The 15,137-nt window shown below is 47.0% G+C and carries 12 protein-coding genes and 1 pseudogene; 8 read left to right on the top strand and 5 right to left on the bottom strand.

Features of this window, described 5'->3' with window-relative positions; all coding sequences use genetic code 11:
* The first annotated feature begins 82 nt into the window (after nt 1-82).
* Together Q0986_RS21455 and Q0986_RS21450 are read left to right on the top strand one after the other, a co-directional pair.
* A complete protein-coding gene (locus Q0986_RS21455) occupies nt 83-841 on the top strand; it encodes a response regulator transcription factor (RefSeq protein ID WP_299415649.1) in 759 nt (252 codons plus the stop codon).
* A gap of 33 nt (nt 842-874) precedes the next feature.
* Entirely contained in the window at nt 875-2,230 is a 1,356-nt protein-coding gene (locus tag Q0986_RS21450) for a HAMP domain-containing sensor histidine kinase (protein WP_299415645.1), read from the top strand.
* Between the two features lie 33 nt (nt 2,231-2,263).
* Here Q0986_RS21450 and xth read toward each other — a convergent pair whose 3' ends face one another.
* From xth to Q0986_RS21435, 3 genes are all read right to left on the bottom strand, one after another.
* Nucleotides 2,264-3,097, bottom strand: a complete 834-nt coding sequence (gene xth, locus Q0986_RS21445; protein WP_299415641.1) for an exodeoxyribonuclease III — start codon at nt 3,095-3,097, stop codon at nt 2,264-2,266.
* Between the two features lie 913 nt (nt 3,098-4,010).
* Complete coding sequence (gene menB / locus Q0986_RS21440; protein ID WP_299415636.1) at nt 4,011-4,844, bottom strand: 1,4-dihydroxy-2-naphthoyl-CoA synthase; 834 nt, start codon at nt 4,842-4,844, stop codon at nt 4,011-4,013.
* Between the two features lie 9 nt (nt 4,845-4,853).
* Entirely contained in the window at nt 4,854-5,441 is a 588-nt protein-coding gene (locus Q0986_RS21435; RefSeq protein ID WP_299415631.1) for a glyoxalase-like domain protein, read from the bottom strand.
* Between the two features lie 214 nt (nt 5,442-5,655).
* Here Q0986_RS21435 and ruvC point away from each other — a divergent pair, with 214 nt between their 5' ends.
* Nucleotides 5,656-6,123, top strand: a complete 468-nt coding sequence (gene ruvC / locus Q0986_RS21430) for a crossover junction endodeoxyribonuclease RuvC (protein ID WP_299415886.1) — start codon at nt 5,656-5,658, stop codon at nt 6,121-6,123.
* Between the two features lie 189 nt (nt 6,124-6,312).
* On the opposite strand, the gene lepA is transcribed toward ruvC, so the two are convergent.
* Nucleotides 6,313-8,124: a translation elongation factor 4 gene (gene lepA, locus Q0986_RS21425; protein WP_299415627.1), complete on the bottom strand. Its 1,812-nt coding sequence runs from the start codon at nt 8,122-8,124 to the stop codon at nt 6,313-6,315.
* A 691-nt stretch (nt 8,125-8,815) separates the two neighbouring features.
* Here lepA and Q0986_RS21420 point away from each other — a divergent pair.
* The gene (locus Q0986_RS21420; protein ID WP_299415623.1) at nt 8,816-9,127 is read left to right on the top strand and encodes a hypothetical protein; all 312 of its coding nucleotides are present in this window, start codon (nt 8,816-8,818) and stop codon (nt 9,125-9,127) included.
* Between the two features lie 309 nt (nt 9,128-9,436).
* Nucleotides 9,437-11,299 carry a M48 family metalloprotease gene (locus Q0986_RS21415; protein ID WP_299415619.1) on the top strand — a complete coding sequence of 621 codons (1,863 nt, stop codon included), beginning with the start codon at nt 9,437-9,439 and terminating at the stop codon, nt 11,297-11,299.
* A gap of 210 nt (nt 11,300-11,509) precedes the next feature.
* Here the strand turns inward: Q0986_RS21415 and Q0986_RS21410 are convergent, their stop codons facing one another.
* Complete coding sequence (locus Q0986_RS21410) at nt 11,510-11,971, bottom strand: hypothetical protein (protein ID WP_299415616.1); 462 nt, start codon at nt 11,969-11,971, stop codon at nt 11,510-11,512.
* Between the two features lie 149 nt (nt 11,972-12,120).
* Here Q0986_RS21410 and Q0986_RS21405 point away from each other — a divergent pair, with 149 nt between their 5' ends.
* From Q0986_RS21405 to Q0986_RS21395, 3 genes and pseudogenes are all read left to right on the top strand, one after another.
* Nucleotides 12,121-12,393 (top strand): DUF4212 domain-containing protein, encoded by a 273-nt coding sequence (locus Q0986_RS21405; protein ID WP_299415613.1) that lies wholly within the window; start codon nt 12,121-12,123, stop codon nt 12,391-12,393.
* A gap of 4 nt (nt 12,394-12,397) precedes the next feature.
* Complete coding sequence (locus Q0986_RS21400; protein WP_299415609.1) at nt 12,398-14,089, top strand: sodium:solute symporter family protein; 1,692 nt, start codon at nt 12,398-12,400, stop codon at nt 14,087-14,089.
* 268 nt (nt 14,090-14,357) lie between these two features.
* A pseudogene (locus Q0986_RS21395) lies at nt 14,358-15,137 on the top strand (hypothetical protein); the annotation flags it as partial.

The following is a 15,137-nucleotide window of genomic DNA, read 5'->3' as shown; positions in this document are numbered from 1 at the left end:
CGGTTAAAGACCAGTCTAGTCAAGAGATCCAAGAGTATTCAGTGTTAGAATCGGCCTGTCACCGTTTCAGCACTATATCCGTATGCTATCTACTGATTCGAATACTCGCTCCTTTGAGCAACTGCCAACCACAGTGGGGCAGATTCTATTAGTAGAAGACGAGGAAAATATTCGAGAGACCATTGCACCTGCACTGCAAAGCGAAGGATACCGGGTGATTACGGCGGCGGATGGCCAAACGGCTTTGGATGTTATTCAGCTGTTTAAATCGCGATCGCAACAGGCATCTTCGCTCGATCTGATCATTTTAGATATCATGCTTCCCGGTATTAACGGCATCGATCTCTGCCGTTTTATCCGGAGAGAGGGAGCGACCGTTCCGGTTTTAATGCTGAGTGCTAGAGACACGGAAGCGGATCGCGTTGTGGGTCTAGAAGTGGGGGCCGATGACTATTTAACGAAGCCCTTCGGCATGCGGGAATTAGTGGCTCGGTGCCGAGCGCTGCTTCGGCGGCAGCGATTGAACAGTACTGATCCTCAAGGCGCTTTACTTACCTGTCGTGGTATTAGTTTGAATCCAGAGGAATGCCGAGTTACGGTTCGGAATGAAGAGGTGAGTCTTTCGCCGAAGGAGTTCAGGATTTTGGAATTGTTTATGAGCTATCCTCGTCGGGTTTGGCCCAGAGAGCAAATCCTCGAAAAGATCTGGGGGCCTGATTATATTGGGGATAGTAAGACGGTTGATGTTCATATTCGCTGGCTCCGAGAGAAAATAGAGCTTGATCCCAGTAATCCTGATTACTTGGTTACTATCAGGGGATTTGGATATCGATTTGGCTAAGGACGGTTGCGGGCTTAATCACTGGAGAGTGGTGTGGAATTGGTAGGGTTCCTAGCAGGGTTAGGCATTGGTCTGGGACTATTAGCGTGGTCTGCTCGCCAATTTAACTATCGCTTAGAACAGATTATTCGCACATTACCCAGAGATTACTATCAATCAACTCTGTCTCCTCTCAGCCGCTTAACGCAATTGACCCACCAGTTGCAGGAGGAGCTGCAGCACCATGAGCAAGAACGTCTAGGTTGGCAAGATATTCTCTATCGATCGCCCATAGGTTACTTGCAAGTCAATGATGCTGACAATTTATATTGGATCAACCAACAGGCCTGCAATCTCCTCAAGCTTCGTTTTCAGTCCTGGGAAGCCCTGCCCAATCGCTTGCTCCTAGAAGTTGTGCGATCAATAGAGCTGGATCAGCTGATCAATCAAGTCCGCACCGGTCAGCAGGGACAAAAAATTGATTGGACGATGCACCTGTCTGACTGGTCTCAAGGAAAACCCTTAAGAGCTTATGGTATTCCTCTACCTAAGGGGCATGTAGGTATATTTATTGAAGATCGGACCGAAGCAAAAAATTTAGCAGAGGATCGCGATCGCTGGACTTCAGATGTAGCTCACGAACTGAAAACTCCCTTGACGTCAATTCGGTTGATGGTGGAAACCCTGGAACATCAGATGAGTGGACAGCATCAGACTCGAATTGAACGCCTGCTGCAAGAGGTCATTCGTTTAAGTGATTTAGTGAAGGATCTTCTGGAACTGAGCCGGATCACCTTTCATCAAGCTCAAACGCTGAAGCGACAAGCGGTGAACGTTCCCAGCCTAATCCATAAAGCTTGGCTCAACTTAGAACCTCTGGCTCAACAGCGAAATCTATCCCTCTTCTATCAAGGATTGGAAGAGTTCACCTTAGACGTCGATAAAAATCGTCTCTATCGTGTCTTTTTAAACCTATTGGACAATGCCATTAAATATAGTCCAGTGGATCAGCCGATTATCGTTCAAGTGGAGGTGGCTCAATCCGCTGCCGACGTTGATCAATGGCTCTGTATTGACATCATTGACACGGGTTCAGGCTTCCCTGCAGAAGCCCTCCCCCATATATTTAAACGCTTCTATCGATCTGATCCCTCTCGGGTGCGAGGTCATACCCCTCGTACTGAAGCCGTTGATATTAACCCGCATACCGCCTTAGATCCTGCACCAGCGTCCTTATTGCTGTCTGAGTTAGACCATGGAGCATCCTCGGCGCTTCCCGCTCTGGGTGGTAGTGGTTTAGGACTTGCGATCGCACAGCAAATTATCCTGGCTCATCAAGGCTCCATTCAAGCTCGCAATCACCCGCAAACTGGAGGGGCCTGGTTACGGGTCCAACTTCCTTGTCCCTAGTCATCAAACTCAGTCTGTACTTTCCCAAAGACATTAGAGATGCTGCACATCAATCTCCACGGTGACTGGCGCATGATCGCTGGGTTTAGGCAATCGACGCGGTGCAGTATCAATCGTGCAGGCGGCTGCCTGCTGGTAAAGCGCTGACGTTAGGTAGTGATGATCGATCCGCCAACCTAAATTTCGTTGAAAAGAGGCTGCTCGATAATTCCACCAACTGAACTGTCCTGCCTCTGAATTGAACTTACGGAATGCATCCTGCAACCCTAGCGCCAACACTGCCTGTAGGGCGTGTCGTTCTCGATCAGTGGCCATAATATGAGTCTCCCGATGGCAGGGATCATGGATATCATGGTCTTCGAGAGCAATATTAAAATCGCCGCAGATTAACAGATGCGGTGGGCCAAGAGACAACAGCGCTTGAATATAGTCATGCAGCAGCGCCAGCCATTCTAGCTTGTAAGTATATTTCTCACTCTCAACTGCTGAGCCATTGGGGACATACAGATTCAAAATACGAATACCTGGCGATACGATCCCTGTGATCAGACGTTTCTGCTGGTCAAACACCTGAGTTGAATCATGATCTCCGAGTAAAGGAGTGAAGCCTGTGCTCACATCCGTTAAAGGGGTGCGGCTAATCAAGGCCACACCGTTATAGGCTTTTTGCCCTGAAACATAGACCTGATACCCCTCATCAATAAACTGGGCTCGGGGAAAATCATCGTCAATCACCTTAGTCTCTTGTAAGCACAGAACATCAACCGATTGTAAATACAACCAGTCCAAGACCTGGTCCAAGCGTGTTCGAATTGAATTTACATTCCAGCTCGCAATTTTTAACACGACGTTCTTTCGCTTCTCCATCCAAATTTTTAACAAATATCTGAGCTTATGTTTGTCGTCCTCTAGTGAGAATTAGTAGCCAATTTGACTATAAGTTTTGTGAATCTCTATCAGAATGAAGTTAAGGAGACGACATTTTTTTATACTGTCACCCAATAAGTATTTAGACTCAGTATTATTTCTAACTCTTCCCTTCAAAGCCCTAATAGTTTTTTGTGAAAAATGGGTACCCTATGTGACGAACCCCCAGTTTGGTATTGGTTTTGAAATTTTTTATAGGAATCTCTGTGGCAAACATAAAGAAAACATGAATGCAGTATTAAGGCTTGGGGATCACCTAAGGGCTTGCTATTAAAGGTTTTATCAGCAATTGAATGAGCCAAATCCGCGATCCAGGAAACTTAATATAAAGAGGGCCAATACCTCATCCCAAAATCCTTAATTAAGTTAAGGAAAATGCTTCTGAATTATTAACAAATATTACGAAGCGATTCTGTCCGTTAAAACTACTAATTTTCAACTCACTCTATGAATACTTTGAGTTCTCCCACCTTCGCTTGCCGCTACTGTCAGCATTACTTACCTGAAGGTAGACGTGGCGGCCAGTGTCAACGGCTTGGGGCTCCAGTTCGTGGGGAGTGGAAAGCTTGTTCTTTAATGATCCCAAGTTTCTCTTCTGCAATCGAGGTGCTCTCGATTAGCCATCAAAACCGTACTTTAGGGTCATACAGTATTGAGACCGCTCCTAGCCATCGAGTTCTAGCCAAATCCCGATAAGTGTAGCCATCTACATTTCCCATATTTGAGAAATCAGCGTTTAATTCAACCTTTCACAGTCAACTTTTTAATAATTTGTAATTCAGAAACAGGGGGCAAGTATGCTTGCCCCCTGTTTCTGATCTTGGCGATCGACCCACTTATGCAGACGCATTGTTTACGGTCGCCACGGAAATTGTCGAAAGTCTGGATCACGTTTTTCCAGAAATGCGTTTTTACCTTCAGCACTTTCCTGGTTCATATAGAACAACAGGGTGGCATTCCCCGCTAGCTCCTGTAAACCAGCCTGACCATCACAATCAGCATTGAAGGCTGCTTTAAGACAACGAATCGCCAGAGGGCTTTTCTGTAAGATTTCTTGAGCCCAGCGAATGCCTTCAGCCTCTAACTCAGCAATCGGTATGACAGTATTCACTAACCCCATCGATAAAGCCGCTTGGGCATCATATTGTCGGCATAGAAACCATATTTCTCTGGCCTTTTTTTGGCCTACCACACGAGCAAGGTAACTAGCGCCAAAACCACCATCAAAACTTCCCACTTTTGGACCGGTCTGCCCAAAGACTGCATTATCGGCGGCAATCGTTAAGTCACAGATCAAGTGCAAAACATGTCCTCCTCCAATGGCATACCCTGCGACTAAGGCAATCACAACCTTGGGAATGGATCGGATTAACCGCTGTAAATCTAGGACATTGAGGCGAGGCACACCATCATTCCCCACATAGCCTGCGTCCCCTCGAATACTTTGATCCCCGCCCGAACAGAAAGCGTATTTGCCATCCGTATGAGGGCCAGCGCCTGTTAGCAGAATGACACCTAGGCTAGGATCTTCTCGGGCATCAATAAAGGCATCATAAAGCTCAAAAACAGTTTGCGGGCGAAATGCATTGCGCTTATGGGGGCGGTTAATCGTGATCTTGGCAATACCATCTGCTTTGTGATACAGGATATCTGTGTACGACTTAACGGATTGCCAGGGAAAAGACATGACTTACGCCTAATTGGAAACTTCAGCAAATTCGATCACAGAACCTTCGTAGGTCTTCACTAGAAAGTTTAGTGGTTTTTCTCGCCGAATCTTATATTTCACATAGCGAGTTTGCACTTTCATTAAAATTTGCTCTAGGCAGTCATGATCAAAACAGACATGACGCTGACGATTCTTATCACCGATGCTGGCTCCGCCAATGACGTGAAGCTGGACATTTTTCTTAAGTTGGTACCAAAATCCATCGGTGCCACCAAATTGTTGCATAGCGGGCCGACCAAAGTCAGTAGACATATACAGCGGATCAATTCCTGATAAACCTAACGTTTGCTCATAGTTGTAATAGTAATGAAGCGGCACCTCTGCCGCTCGGAGCTGTAGCTCTCCTTCAAAGAACTGGCGGGCAATTTCCAGGTCTGACACCATCAAGGTATAGACCTTGGGGGCACTAGAAAGAAACATCCACATAGCGCCAGCATAGGCAACCAAGAGCATAACCATGACGCCTTGGGTGGAAAATAGACCATCTATCGGTAAAAAGAATCCAGCAAGCGGCGCCCACTGGGGTAACAAGTTTGAATAAATCTGGAAAGTCATTCCGGTTTCTATGGGGTTCTATAAGGATAAAGATAGGACAAGGATGTAGGGTACAGACTTATCTGAACAGCTCAATCATTCAACAACGCTTTACTATTATAAGAACCCTCGCTAATTTCACGAGTTCGACAACGATAGCAACACGATATCTAGAATACTCAGACGTTAGCCTAAATTAGGGGCTACAGGTACATGGATTTTGCGATTGACCGTAATGCAACATATTTTGGGCCTAGACCCAGGGTTAGCCTCGCTTGGATTTGGCTCTATTCGTGCTGATACCGATAGCCTAGGTCTTCTTGATTACGGAATTATTCAAACCCCTGCTAAAACTGATATCGGTCTGCGATTACAGACCATTTATGATGATTTGCACCAATTACTCACAACCCACAAACCCGATTTGGTCGCTTTAGAAAAACTTTTCTTCTATCGGATGGGCAATACGATCCTTGTGGCCCAAGCTCGTGGCGTGATCTTATTAGTTTTAGCTCAGCATCAACTTCCTATTATTGAATACACGCCAGCCCAAATTAAGTTGGCCCTGACAGGATATGGCGCTGCAGATAAACATGCTGTCCAAGAAGCCGTCGCGAGGGAGTTGAAATTAGACGCTCTTCCGCGACCGGATGACGCCGCCGATGCCTTAGCAGTAGCATTGACCGCCTGGTTTCAAAGATAAGTGCAGCCTTTCTAAGCGAAGCTAGTCTTTCCGATAGAGTAATAGCTGATATCAACTATGTTTGATATCAACAGCAAAGAAAAATCGTTCTAAACGCTCCAAAGACGTCTTGATATGGGCATCCTGAGTAGGTTGATAAGCCATAGCTGCCCCTAGAGATTTTTTGCTAGGGGCTTTCCTGTTCGTCCTTTAGTCATCGGTAATACGCAGAACAGCCATAAAGGCTTCTTGCGGAACATCGACTCGCCCCACGGATTTCATCCGCTTCTTACCTGCTTTTTGTTTTTCTAGAAGTTTACGTTTACGGGAGACATCCCCGCCATAGCATTTTGCTAGTACGTCTTTTCGCAAAGCTGGAATGCTTTCGCTGGCAATTACTTTAGCCCCGATCGCAGCCTGTATCGGAATCTTGAACTGATGGCGAGGGATTAGTTCTCGCAGTTTACTCACTAAGGCTCGCCCTGTGTAGTAGGCCTTATCCCGATGAACAATAGCAGCCAGAGAATCAACGGGATCGGCATTAATCAAAATATCGAGCTTGACCAACAGATTTTCACGATAGCCAATTAGGTGATATTCCATGCTGGCATAGCCCCGCGATCTCGACTTCATTTGATCAAAAAAATCGGTAACCACTTCGGCCAAGGGCAACTCATATACCAATGTTGTCCGCCCAGGCGTGAGGTACTTCATATCCTTAAAGGTCCCTCGGCGACTCTGCCCAAGTTCCATCAGCGTACCGACAAATTCCTCCGGTGTAATCATATCCACCTGAACAAACGGTTCTTCAATTTTTTCGCGATGCTGAGGCTCAGGCAGGGCACTAGGATTATCAATCAGTAAGGTTTCACCCTTAAGGGTTGTGACGCGATACACCACTGACGGGGCTGTAATAATTAAATCTAAGTTGTACTCTCGCTCCAATCGCTCTTGCACAATTTCCATATGCAAGAGTCCCAGAAATCCACAGCGAAAGCCAAAGCCCATTGCACTGGAGGTCTCCGGTTCATAATTTAAAGCGGCATCATTGAGCTTCAAACGTTCTAGGGCATCGCGCAGATCAGGAAATTGGTCCGCATCCGTGGGAAACATACCGCAGAACACCATCGGTTTAGCTTCTACATACCCAGGTAGGGGATCAGCGGCTTGGGCTTTGGCTAGGGTAATGGTGTCCCCTACACGGGCATCCTCAACGGCTTTGATCGCAGCAGCAAAATACCCGACTTCACCGGCATGAAGTTCATCGACTTGGACTTGAGTAGGGGACAGCACGCCTAGCTCATCAATGTCATACTCTTTGCCAGATGCCATAAGACGGACACGATCCCCCTTTTTGACCGCGCCATCCATAACTCGGAAGTAAACGACAACGCCCCGATATAAATCGTAATAGCTGTCAAAGATCAAAGCTCGCAAAGGTTCCTTCGTGGTCTCTTTGGGGGGTGGTACCAGATGGACAATCGATTCCAAAATATCCTCAATGCCAATGCCCGTTTTGGCTGAGGCAAGAATGGCTCCACTACAGTCCAATCCCACAATTTCTTCAATTTCCTGTTTAACCCGCTCTGGCTCGGCTCCAGGTAGATCAATCTTATTGAGAACCGGAATAATCTCTAGATCATGCTCAATCGCCAAATAGACATTGGCTAAGGTTTGGGCTTCTACCCCTTGGGAAGCATCCACCACCAGCAAAGCTCCTTCACAAGCGGCCAACGATCGAGAAACCTCGTAAGAAAAATCCACATGACCCGGTGTATCAATCAAATTAAGCACATAATCCTGCTGGTCAGAAGCTTTATAAGCCATTCGTGCCGCTTGGAGTTTGATTGTAATGCCTCGTTCTCGCTCCAGTTCCATATTGTCGAGGAACTGTTCCTTCATCTCGCGATCTGCTACTGTACCAGTCGTTTGCAACAGTCGATCCGCTAGGGTCGACTTACCGTGGTCGATGTGGGCAATGATGGAAAAGTTGCGGATACGGGAGACGGGAGCATCAGTCATGAAATTAGGGCGATCCTTAACGGAGAGATAGCATTATCGTTCTGTAATGAATTGTAATCTAGTCCATCTCACCCTACTCATTTGAAAATCCTGAATGAACTCCCCCTTTTTTTCGATTATTAGCCAGAATTGGCCAATTAGCAAAGCATGAAAACAATAAATCAGGGGTTAATAAATCATTCAGAGAATGATTATATTGTCTGGCTTTTTAAGGCAAAATGCGAGCTAGTTATCCAGGCCGTCCTTAAACTTACAGCATCTATAACTTCTAAGAATTAGCAAAGCTGGATTAATATCATTTATTGACAGCTAAAATAGCTTATATACTCTTGCCAAAATAATTTACGCTGGTATCAAGGATGTAAGCTAGCAGTAGTTTTAGGCGGCTTTTCACAGTTATTATGCTGAAGTTAAAGTAAATTACCTTTCATTAAGAATGACATAGGAATATATTCTTTCGGTAATTTCGGCACCTTATAGATCACGATTCTGTTCACTACTTTTTCACAATAGCTGTATACCATTTTGAATGTCGGTGATATTTAAGGAGCATCTGTGTAATCGTCCCGAATGACTTTTCCCAACAGAATGTTTGTTATCACCCCATACGAAGTAACTAGTGCTTTTACCCTAGTAAGGAGTTGACAGACTTTTTATACAACCTCTGAGCGATTTTCGATGGAGATTTTCCATGAGCCTTCACTTCCTCCCACTAGCATTACGTAATTTGACTAATGGTAGTCCTTCCTACCCTTATCAATCGTTTTCTGCTAATAAGAGGTGTCATCAATATCACTGGCAGGATTTAAATGGCCAATTTGTGTTGGAGGCTGCACCAGACCAAAGCCTGTACTACATGACCACTCAAAAAGAAGGCGTTACCCCAGGCGACTATATTGAAATATCTGGACTAGGGGAAACGAGTCGTTACCAAATTATTCAACTAGAGCGCTATTCTGATCCACCCGATATGTGGATGGCGACATTACGCAAACTGACTTAAGGCTTGCAATATAGCTAAGTGTAGGGTAGGGGCAGGTTGTAAAATAAGGAGCATGAGAGTCTGCATCGCTATTTTATAAGTTGCGTCTGGGCTCTGATCCGTTCTCATTCTGTTGTATACAGCGGCTTTTTACCATCGTAGACACATTTGGTAATGGGATTCGTCGCCAACTGTTTCATTCTGGGTGTTATGGCTCCAGTAACCCTTGACTTACGCCTTCTCTTGGCTCTGACAACAGTGTTTGTTCTAGCTCCCAGTGAGGTAGGACAAAGCAATTCACAGTTTTCACAAGTCCCGTTTGCGCATGCAATGGAACGTTTAGTTCCATCACAGCCGGATCGCCCTCCTCAACGACCATGGACACCGTCATCTAGGAATGGTGCTGAACAACAGCATCCTACTGCTGAGGTTGATAGCGTTGGAGCAGACGTTCACCGGACAAACGTTAGCGAAGCTTTATCCGCTCCTCAATCAGAGACAACGCCATCTCGTCCTCAATCTTCGCCTCAAAATACGCCAATTCAGACGGATAAAGCCTCTCCACAAACGCCAGCTACACAACAGCCAGATACTGGCGGGAAAACATTATCCCCAGAAGAACAGGCCAAGCTGATGATTGAGGCAGATCAGCTCTATCAGTCGGGACAGCGATTGGAAGCTGAAGCCCTATATCGGCAAGCTAAACAGCCTTTACCTGACAGCTCAGGGGTCAAGCCCCCTGCTGAACCCATTCAAGATCCAGCTCAATTGCCGCCGGGGGGGCGTGTCTATTGGCGAGAGGCAAAAGCTGGATTAGACCTAAATCTGAAAACCCGTATTTTTGTGCCTTTGAAACTGTTGGTTAAGGAATATCCAGAGTTTATCCCTGGCCATCTCCGGTTAGCAGAGGCTTTGGTGGCAGACCAAAAAACGGATGAAGCATTGGTGGTAATGGGGCGAGCGGCTTCCCTTTACCCTAATCAGCCTAGCTTGCAAAAAGGGTTGATCAAACAACAAGTTCAATCTAAGAAATGGATGGAAGCCTCAATTACGGCTCGTCAATTTGCACTGCTGAATCCAGAGCATCCGGATGCCCCCGAATTCTCTAGGCTGTCTGAGGACTATCAAGATCGCTTCCGCGCTCGGTTGCGAACGCAGATTACCAATAACACCATTGGTAGCTTTATCACAGGGGCCTTGGGCATTGCGATTACAGGTAGTCCACTACCAGGCTTATCGGCGTTGCAAACCTCGATTCTGTTATTGCGTGGAGAAACAGCGGTGGGCAATGCGATCGCAGATCGAGCCAAGCGCCAACTGCCGCTAATTAAAGAACCGAAGGTACAAGCCTATGTGGATGGCATTGGCCAGAAACTCACGGCTTTAGCGGGGCGAGAGTTTAACTACCAGTTTTTTATTGTCAGTAATGACCAACTCAATGCCTTTGCCCTGCCCGGAGGCAAAATCTTTATCAATGGGGGGGCCATTCTCAAAAGTAAGTCTGAGGCTGAGCTGGCGGGCTTGATAGCCCATGAATTGTCCCATGCCGTGCTCTCTCACGGCTTCCAGATCGCCACAGAGAGTAGCGAAGCAGGCGGATTAACCCGCCTTATTCCCTATGTGGGCGGGGTACTCACAAATTTAGTGGTTGCGGATTACAGTCGGGAGATGGAACGACAGGCAGATATATTAGGGACTCGTTTATTGACCTCTGCCAACTATGCCGCAGACGGCTTACGGAACCTGATGGTCACCTTGAGTCAGGAAAAGAAACCCTTTGTTGCCCCTTGGTTTTCATCCCATCCTGGCAGCTTAGAGCGAGTCCGTTATTTGGAACAGTTGATTATCGAGAATGGCTATAATCGCTATGCCTACGAGGGCATTGAAGAACATCAGCAAATTCAAGCACTCGTAAAAGCTGAACTTAAGAAGGCCAAGGATAAAGAGGGGCAATCTGAAACGTCCTCAGATCCATCCGAGAGTGATGCCAACTCTGATAGTGATACTCCAAACGATAGCGGCTCGGATACGAAGTCTCAAACACCCTCTACGTCCTCTCCAGAACCAGCTCCTTCTCCAGAGAGAACAAAGTCCAGTGCTGACCAGGATGCGCCTAATTCATCACCAGGAGTACCTAAAACAACAGATTTGAATAAAACCCCACCGATTGACCCGCCAGATCCTGCCCAATAACACACAATCCTGCTCATAAATCTGCGTTGCCAAAGGGAAAGTATGCCTGCCGTCGTTTTTATCGTCCTATTGGGACTGAGCATCCAAATCACTAAAATGATGCTGTTTTGGCCCGTTGATGCTTTTCATGCGCTAGGGGTACCCAAGCTAATAACGTTAGGACTTGTACTAGGACTTTTTTCCTGGTTATTTGGGGAATAGCTTCGGTTCCTAGCAAATATCTTGACGAAGGGAGAGTGTTATCTCAGGAGAGTTACTAGACACGTAGTCAGGGAATGAATATGCATCATAGTGATAATGGATGTTGTCTTGATATTCCCCATCTTTGATTGGCAAATTCTCACTCAGATTGTTTAAGGCCGCAGGAGAACCGATGATCTTAAGTGTAGTGTCAACCACAATGAATTGATTGGGACCAGAACCCAATTGAACCTGAAGCTGTTTGCAACTGTTCGTATAAGGTGAGGGATCCACTTCTTCATCACATTGAATTACAACTTCTGTCTGATTGCTAGAGGTTGTAACTTGCTTGATCGCAGATTTGAACTCCATGAACTCCTGGTTAGTGCCTTGAATATCTAGCTCATTGTCTGCAGAGCGTATTTGCATCATTAAGTTGTTTGTGAAGTCAAATAGAAGCAAAGTAGAGGAGTGAAAAGGAATTGAAGACACAACAATTGTGTGAAACTTTGATTCAGCTTCACCCTATCAAAATATGGTTCGGTCAAGGTCGAGAATGTTACGTTCCCCATCACAGCATCAATAGGGGACAACTCTAGTAGTAGACTAACGGGTGAATTTTGAACCGCTTCGGTTAGCCTATGAACCCTCAACGTCTTCCCAATTATTGGCGTCAAAACACGGCGTTGATCCGGACATTACTCTTCGTGTGGGCTTTAGTGTCCTTAGTTTTGAGCATTCTTTTAGTGCAGGCTCTCAATAAAATTTCTATTGGCACGCTGCCCTTAGGGTTCTGGATGGCTCAACAAGGCTCCATTTTTGTGTTTGTGGCCTTGATCTTTCTCTACGCCAAGCAGATGGATAAGCTGGATCGCCAGTACAACATCCCTTCCTCTAAGCCTGACGAGCAATAACGGTATGACTGTTGAAGTTTGGACTACGATTTTTGTCATCCTCACCTTTATGGTGTACCTCTACATTGGCTGGCGTGCCCGTGTGCGGGATAGTAAAGGCTTTTTTGTGGCTGAACGAGGGGTACCTGCGATCGCAAATGGGGCAGCCACCGCCGCCGACTGGATGTCGGCAGCCTCCTTTATGGGGATGGCAGGTATCATTTCAGCCTTGGGCTATGACGGGTCAATTTATTTAATGGGATGGACAGGGGGATATGTCCTGCTGGCCTTACTGCTGGCCCCCTACTTGCGCAAGTTTGGCAAGTATACGGTCCCGGACTTTGTGGGCGATCGCTACTATTCCACTGCGGCTCGATTAGTAGCTGTGGTCGCAGCGCTGTTCGTTTCCATTACCTATGTTGCTGGCCAAATGCAAGGCGTGGGCATTGTTTTTAGTCGTTTTTTGCAGGTGCCTGTCGGGATTGGCGTCATGATTGGGATGGTCATCGTCGCTTTTTTCGCCATCCTGGGCGGCATGAAGGGCATTACCTGGACCCAAGTGGCTCAATATATCATCTTGATCATTGCCTATTTAATTCCGGCGGTTGCCATCGCCTGGCAGTTGACCGGCAATCCCATTCCCCAGCTTGCCTTCACCTTTGGTGATGTAGTCGGCAATCTCGACCAAGTCTGGGTCGATTTGGGATTTGGGGCCTATACGGAGCCCTTTGCTCGTAAATCGATGTTGGATGTCTTGTTTATTACCATTGCCCTCATGGTGGGTACGGCTGGACTTCCCCATGTGATTGTGCGTTTTTATACCGTCCCTAATGTGCGGGCGGCTCGGTATTCAGCGGGATGGGCGTTGCTTTTTATTGCCATACTTTATACCTCTGCCCCCACCATTGCCTCCTTCTCTCGGTATAACCTGATTACGACGTTGAATAATCAGCCTCTTGAACAGGTCCAACAGTTAGATTGGGTGCAAAAGTGGCAAACAACGGAGCTGCTGACCCTCAAAGACGAGAATCAAAACGGTATCGTCGAGTGGACACCGGACGAGAAAACCAGCGATATTTCCATCCATCCCGATATGATTGTGCTGTCCACGCCAGAGGTCGCCAAGCTAGCTCCTTGGGTGGTGGCCTTGGTGGCAGCAGGGGGTTTGGCTGCAGCTTTATCAACAGCGTCTGGGCTGCTGCTGGTGATTTCTAGCTCAGTGGCCCACGATATCTATTACAAGCTAATTAACCCCAATGCCACTGAAGGACAGCGCGTCTTGGTGGGCCGGATTATGGTGGGAGTGGCGATTTTGATTGCGGGTTACTTTGGGATTGAACCGCCAGGATTCGTTGCCCAAGTGGTGGCTTTTGCCTTTGGCCTAGCGGCGGCCAGCTTCTTCCCGGTGATTTTGCTAGGCATCTTTGATAAACGAACCAATCGAGAAGGTGCGATCGCAGGTATGGTATCAGGCCTGTTATTCACCACGATCTACATCATAGGGGTCAAGTTCTACAGCATGCCCCTCTGGTTTTTGGGTGTTTCAGCGGAAGGGATTGGCACAGTGGGTATGTTAATTAATCTAGTCGTGACCCTAGTGGTGTCCCGACTCACTCCAGCTCCACCGCCTGAAATTCAAGCCTTAGTTGAGAACCTACGAGCCCCAGGGGATGCCCCCTTAGCTCTCACCGATATTGGGGAAGAGCAACTGGATTAATCGAAATTGAAGCGCCTTTACTAGGTGGTTTGTAAATAAGAATGGCCTTGGGTTTCAGTATTTTCACTGGAACACTGCCATTAAACTCTGGGCACTATAAAACTGTACAAGATATACCCATCTTATATATCCATCTTATACAGCCAGACCACTAATTAGTTCTGAAGAAGCCGTTTGGCTGCTCTATAAATCCCTTGCGAACCACTCCGCTATTGGAGTGGTTCCCTATGCCCCTGCTCAGTTACTTAATTGTAGGAGTCCCTTCATTATGCCTTCGTGCCACCGTCTGATAGGTGCGATCCTCCCTCTTGCGACCCTCATTAGCTTGCCCACTATCGTTCAAGCCCAACCCTCCACTCAAGCTGATGATTTGCGTATTGGTGCCCGCATTGGCGTTGGTGCCAATAGTCCCAACGGTGGCACAGAAACCACGACGCGTCTCGAAACCTTTCTGCCGATTTGGCAACAACCTGGACAATCCCTCACCTTCTTGGAAGGTCGCCTCCTCATTGATGATCGTGGCAATCCCGGTGGCAATGTTGTGCTGGGACATCGCCAGTATAGTAAAACGTTTAATCGTACCCTTGGGGGGCATCTCGGCTTTGATATTCGCAACACCGACGCCAACACCTTCCAACAACTAGGACTGGGCTTAGAGAGCTTAGGCGAGGATGTCGATTTATACCTCAATGGCTTCTGGCCAGTTGGTGCCACTCAACGCCAAACAGGACAAAGTATCGTCGATACAGGCTTACAGCTTAATGGTCAACCTCGCTTTGGCGGTAATGCCCTCCTGCTCGACCTCCAACGACAGCGTTGGGTGACTCGTCAGTTTGAAGAAGCCCTAGCAGGGGTTGATTTTGAAGTGGGTAAGCAGCTCCTCAAATTCAAGAATGGTGGAGATTTACAAGCTTTCTTAGGACCGTATTTTCTCCACAGTGGCATTCGCGGCAATACTTTTGGGATTCGGTCACGCTTGCAGATGCAGCCCACTCGCAATATCAGTGCGGGGGTGGGACTACAGCATGATGATTTCTTTGGTACCCAA

The sequence above is a fragment of the Acaryochloris sp. IP29b_bin.148 genome, assembly GCF_028285565.1.
Taxonomy (GTDB): Bacteria; Cyanobacteriota; Cyanobacteriia; order Thermosynechococcales; family Thermosynechococcaceae; genus Acaryochloris.
The sequence above is the reverse complement of the archived record's forward strand: the minus strand, read 5'-3'. Positions and strand labels throughout refer to the sequence as shown.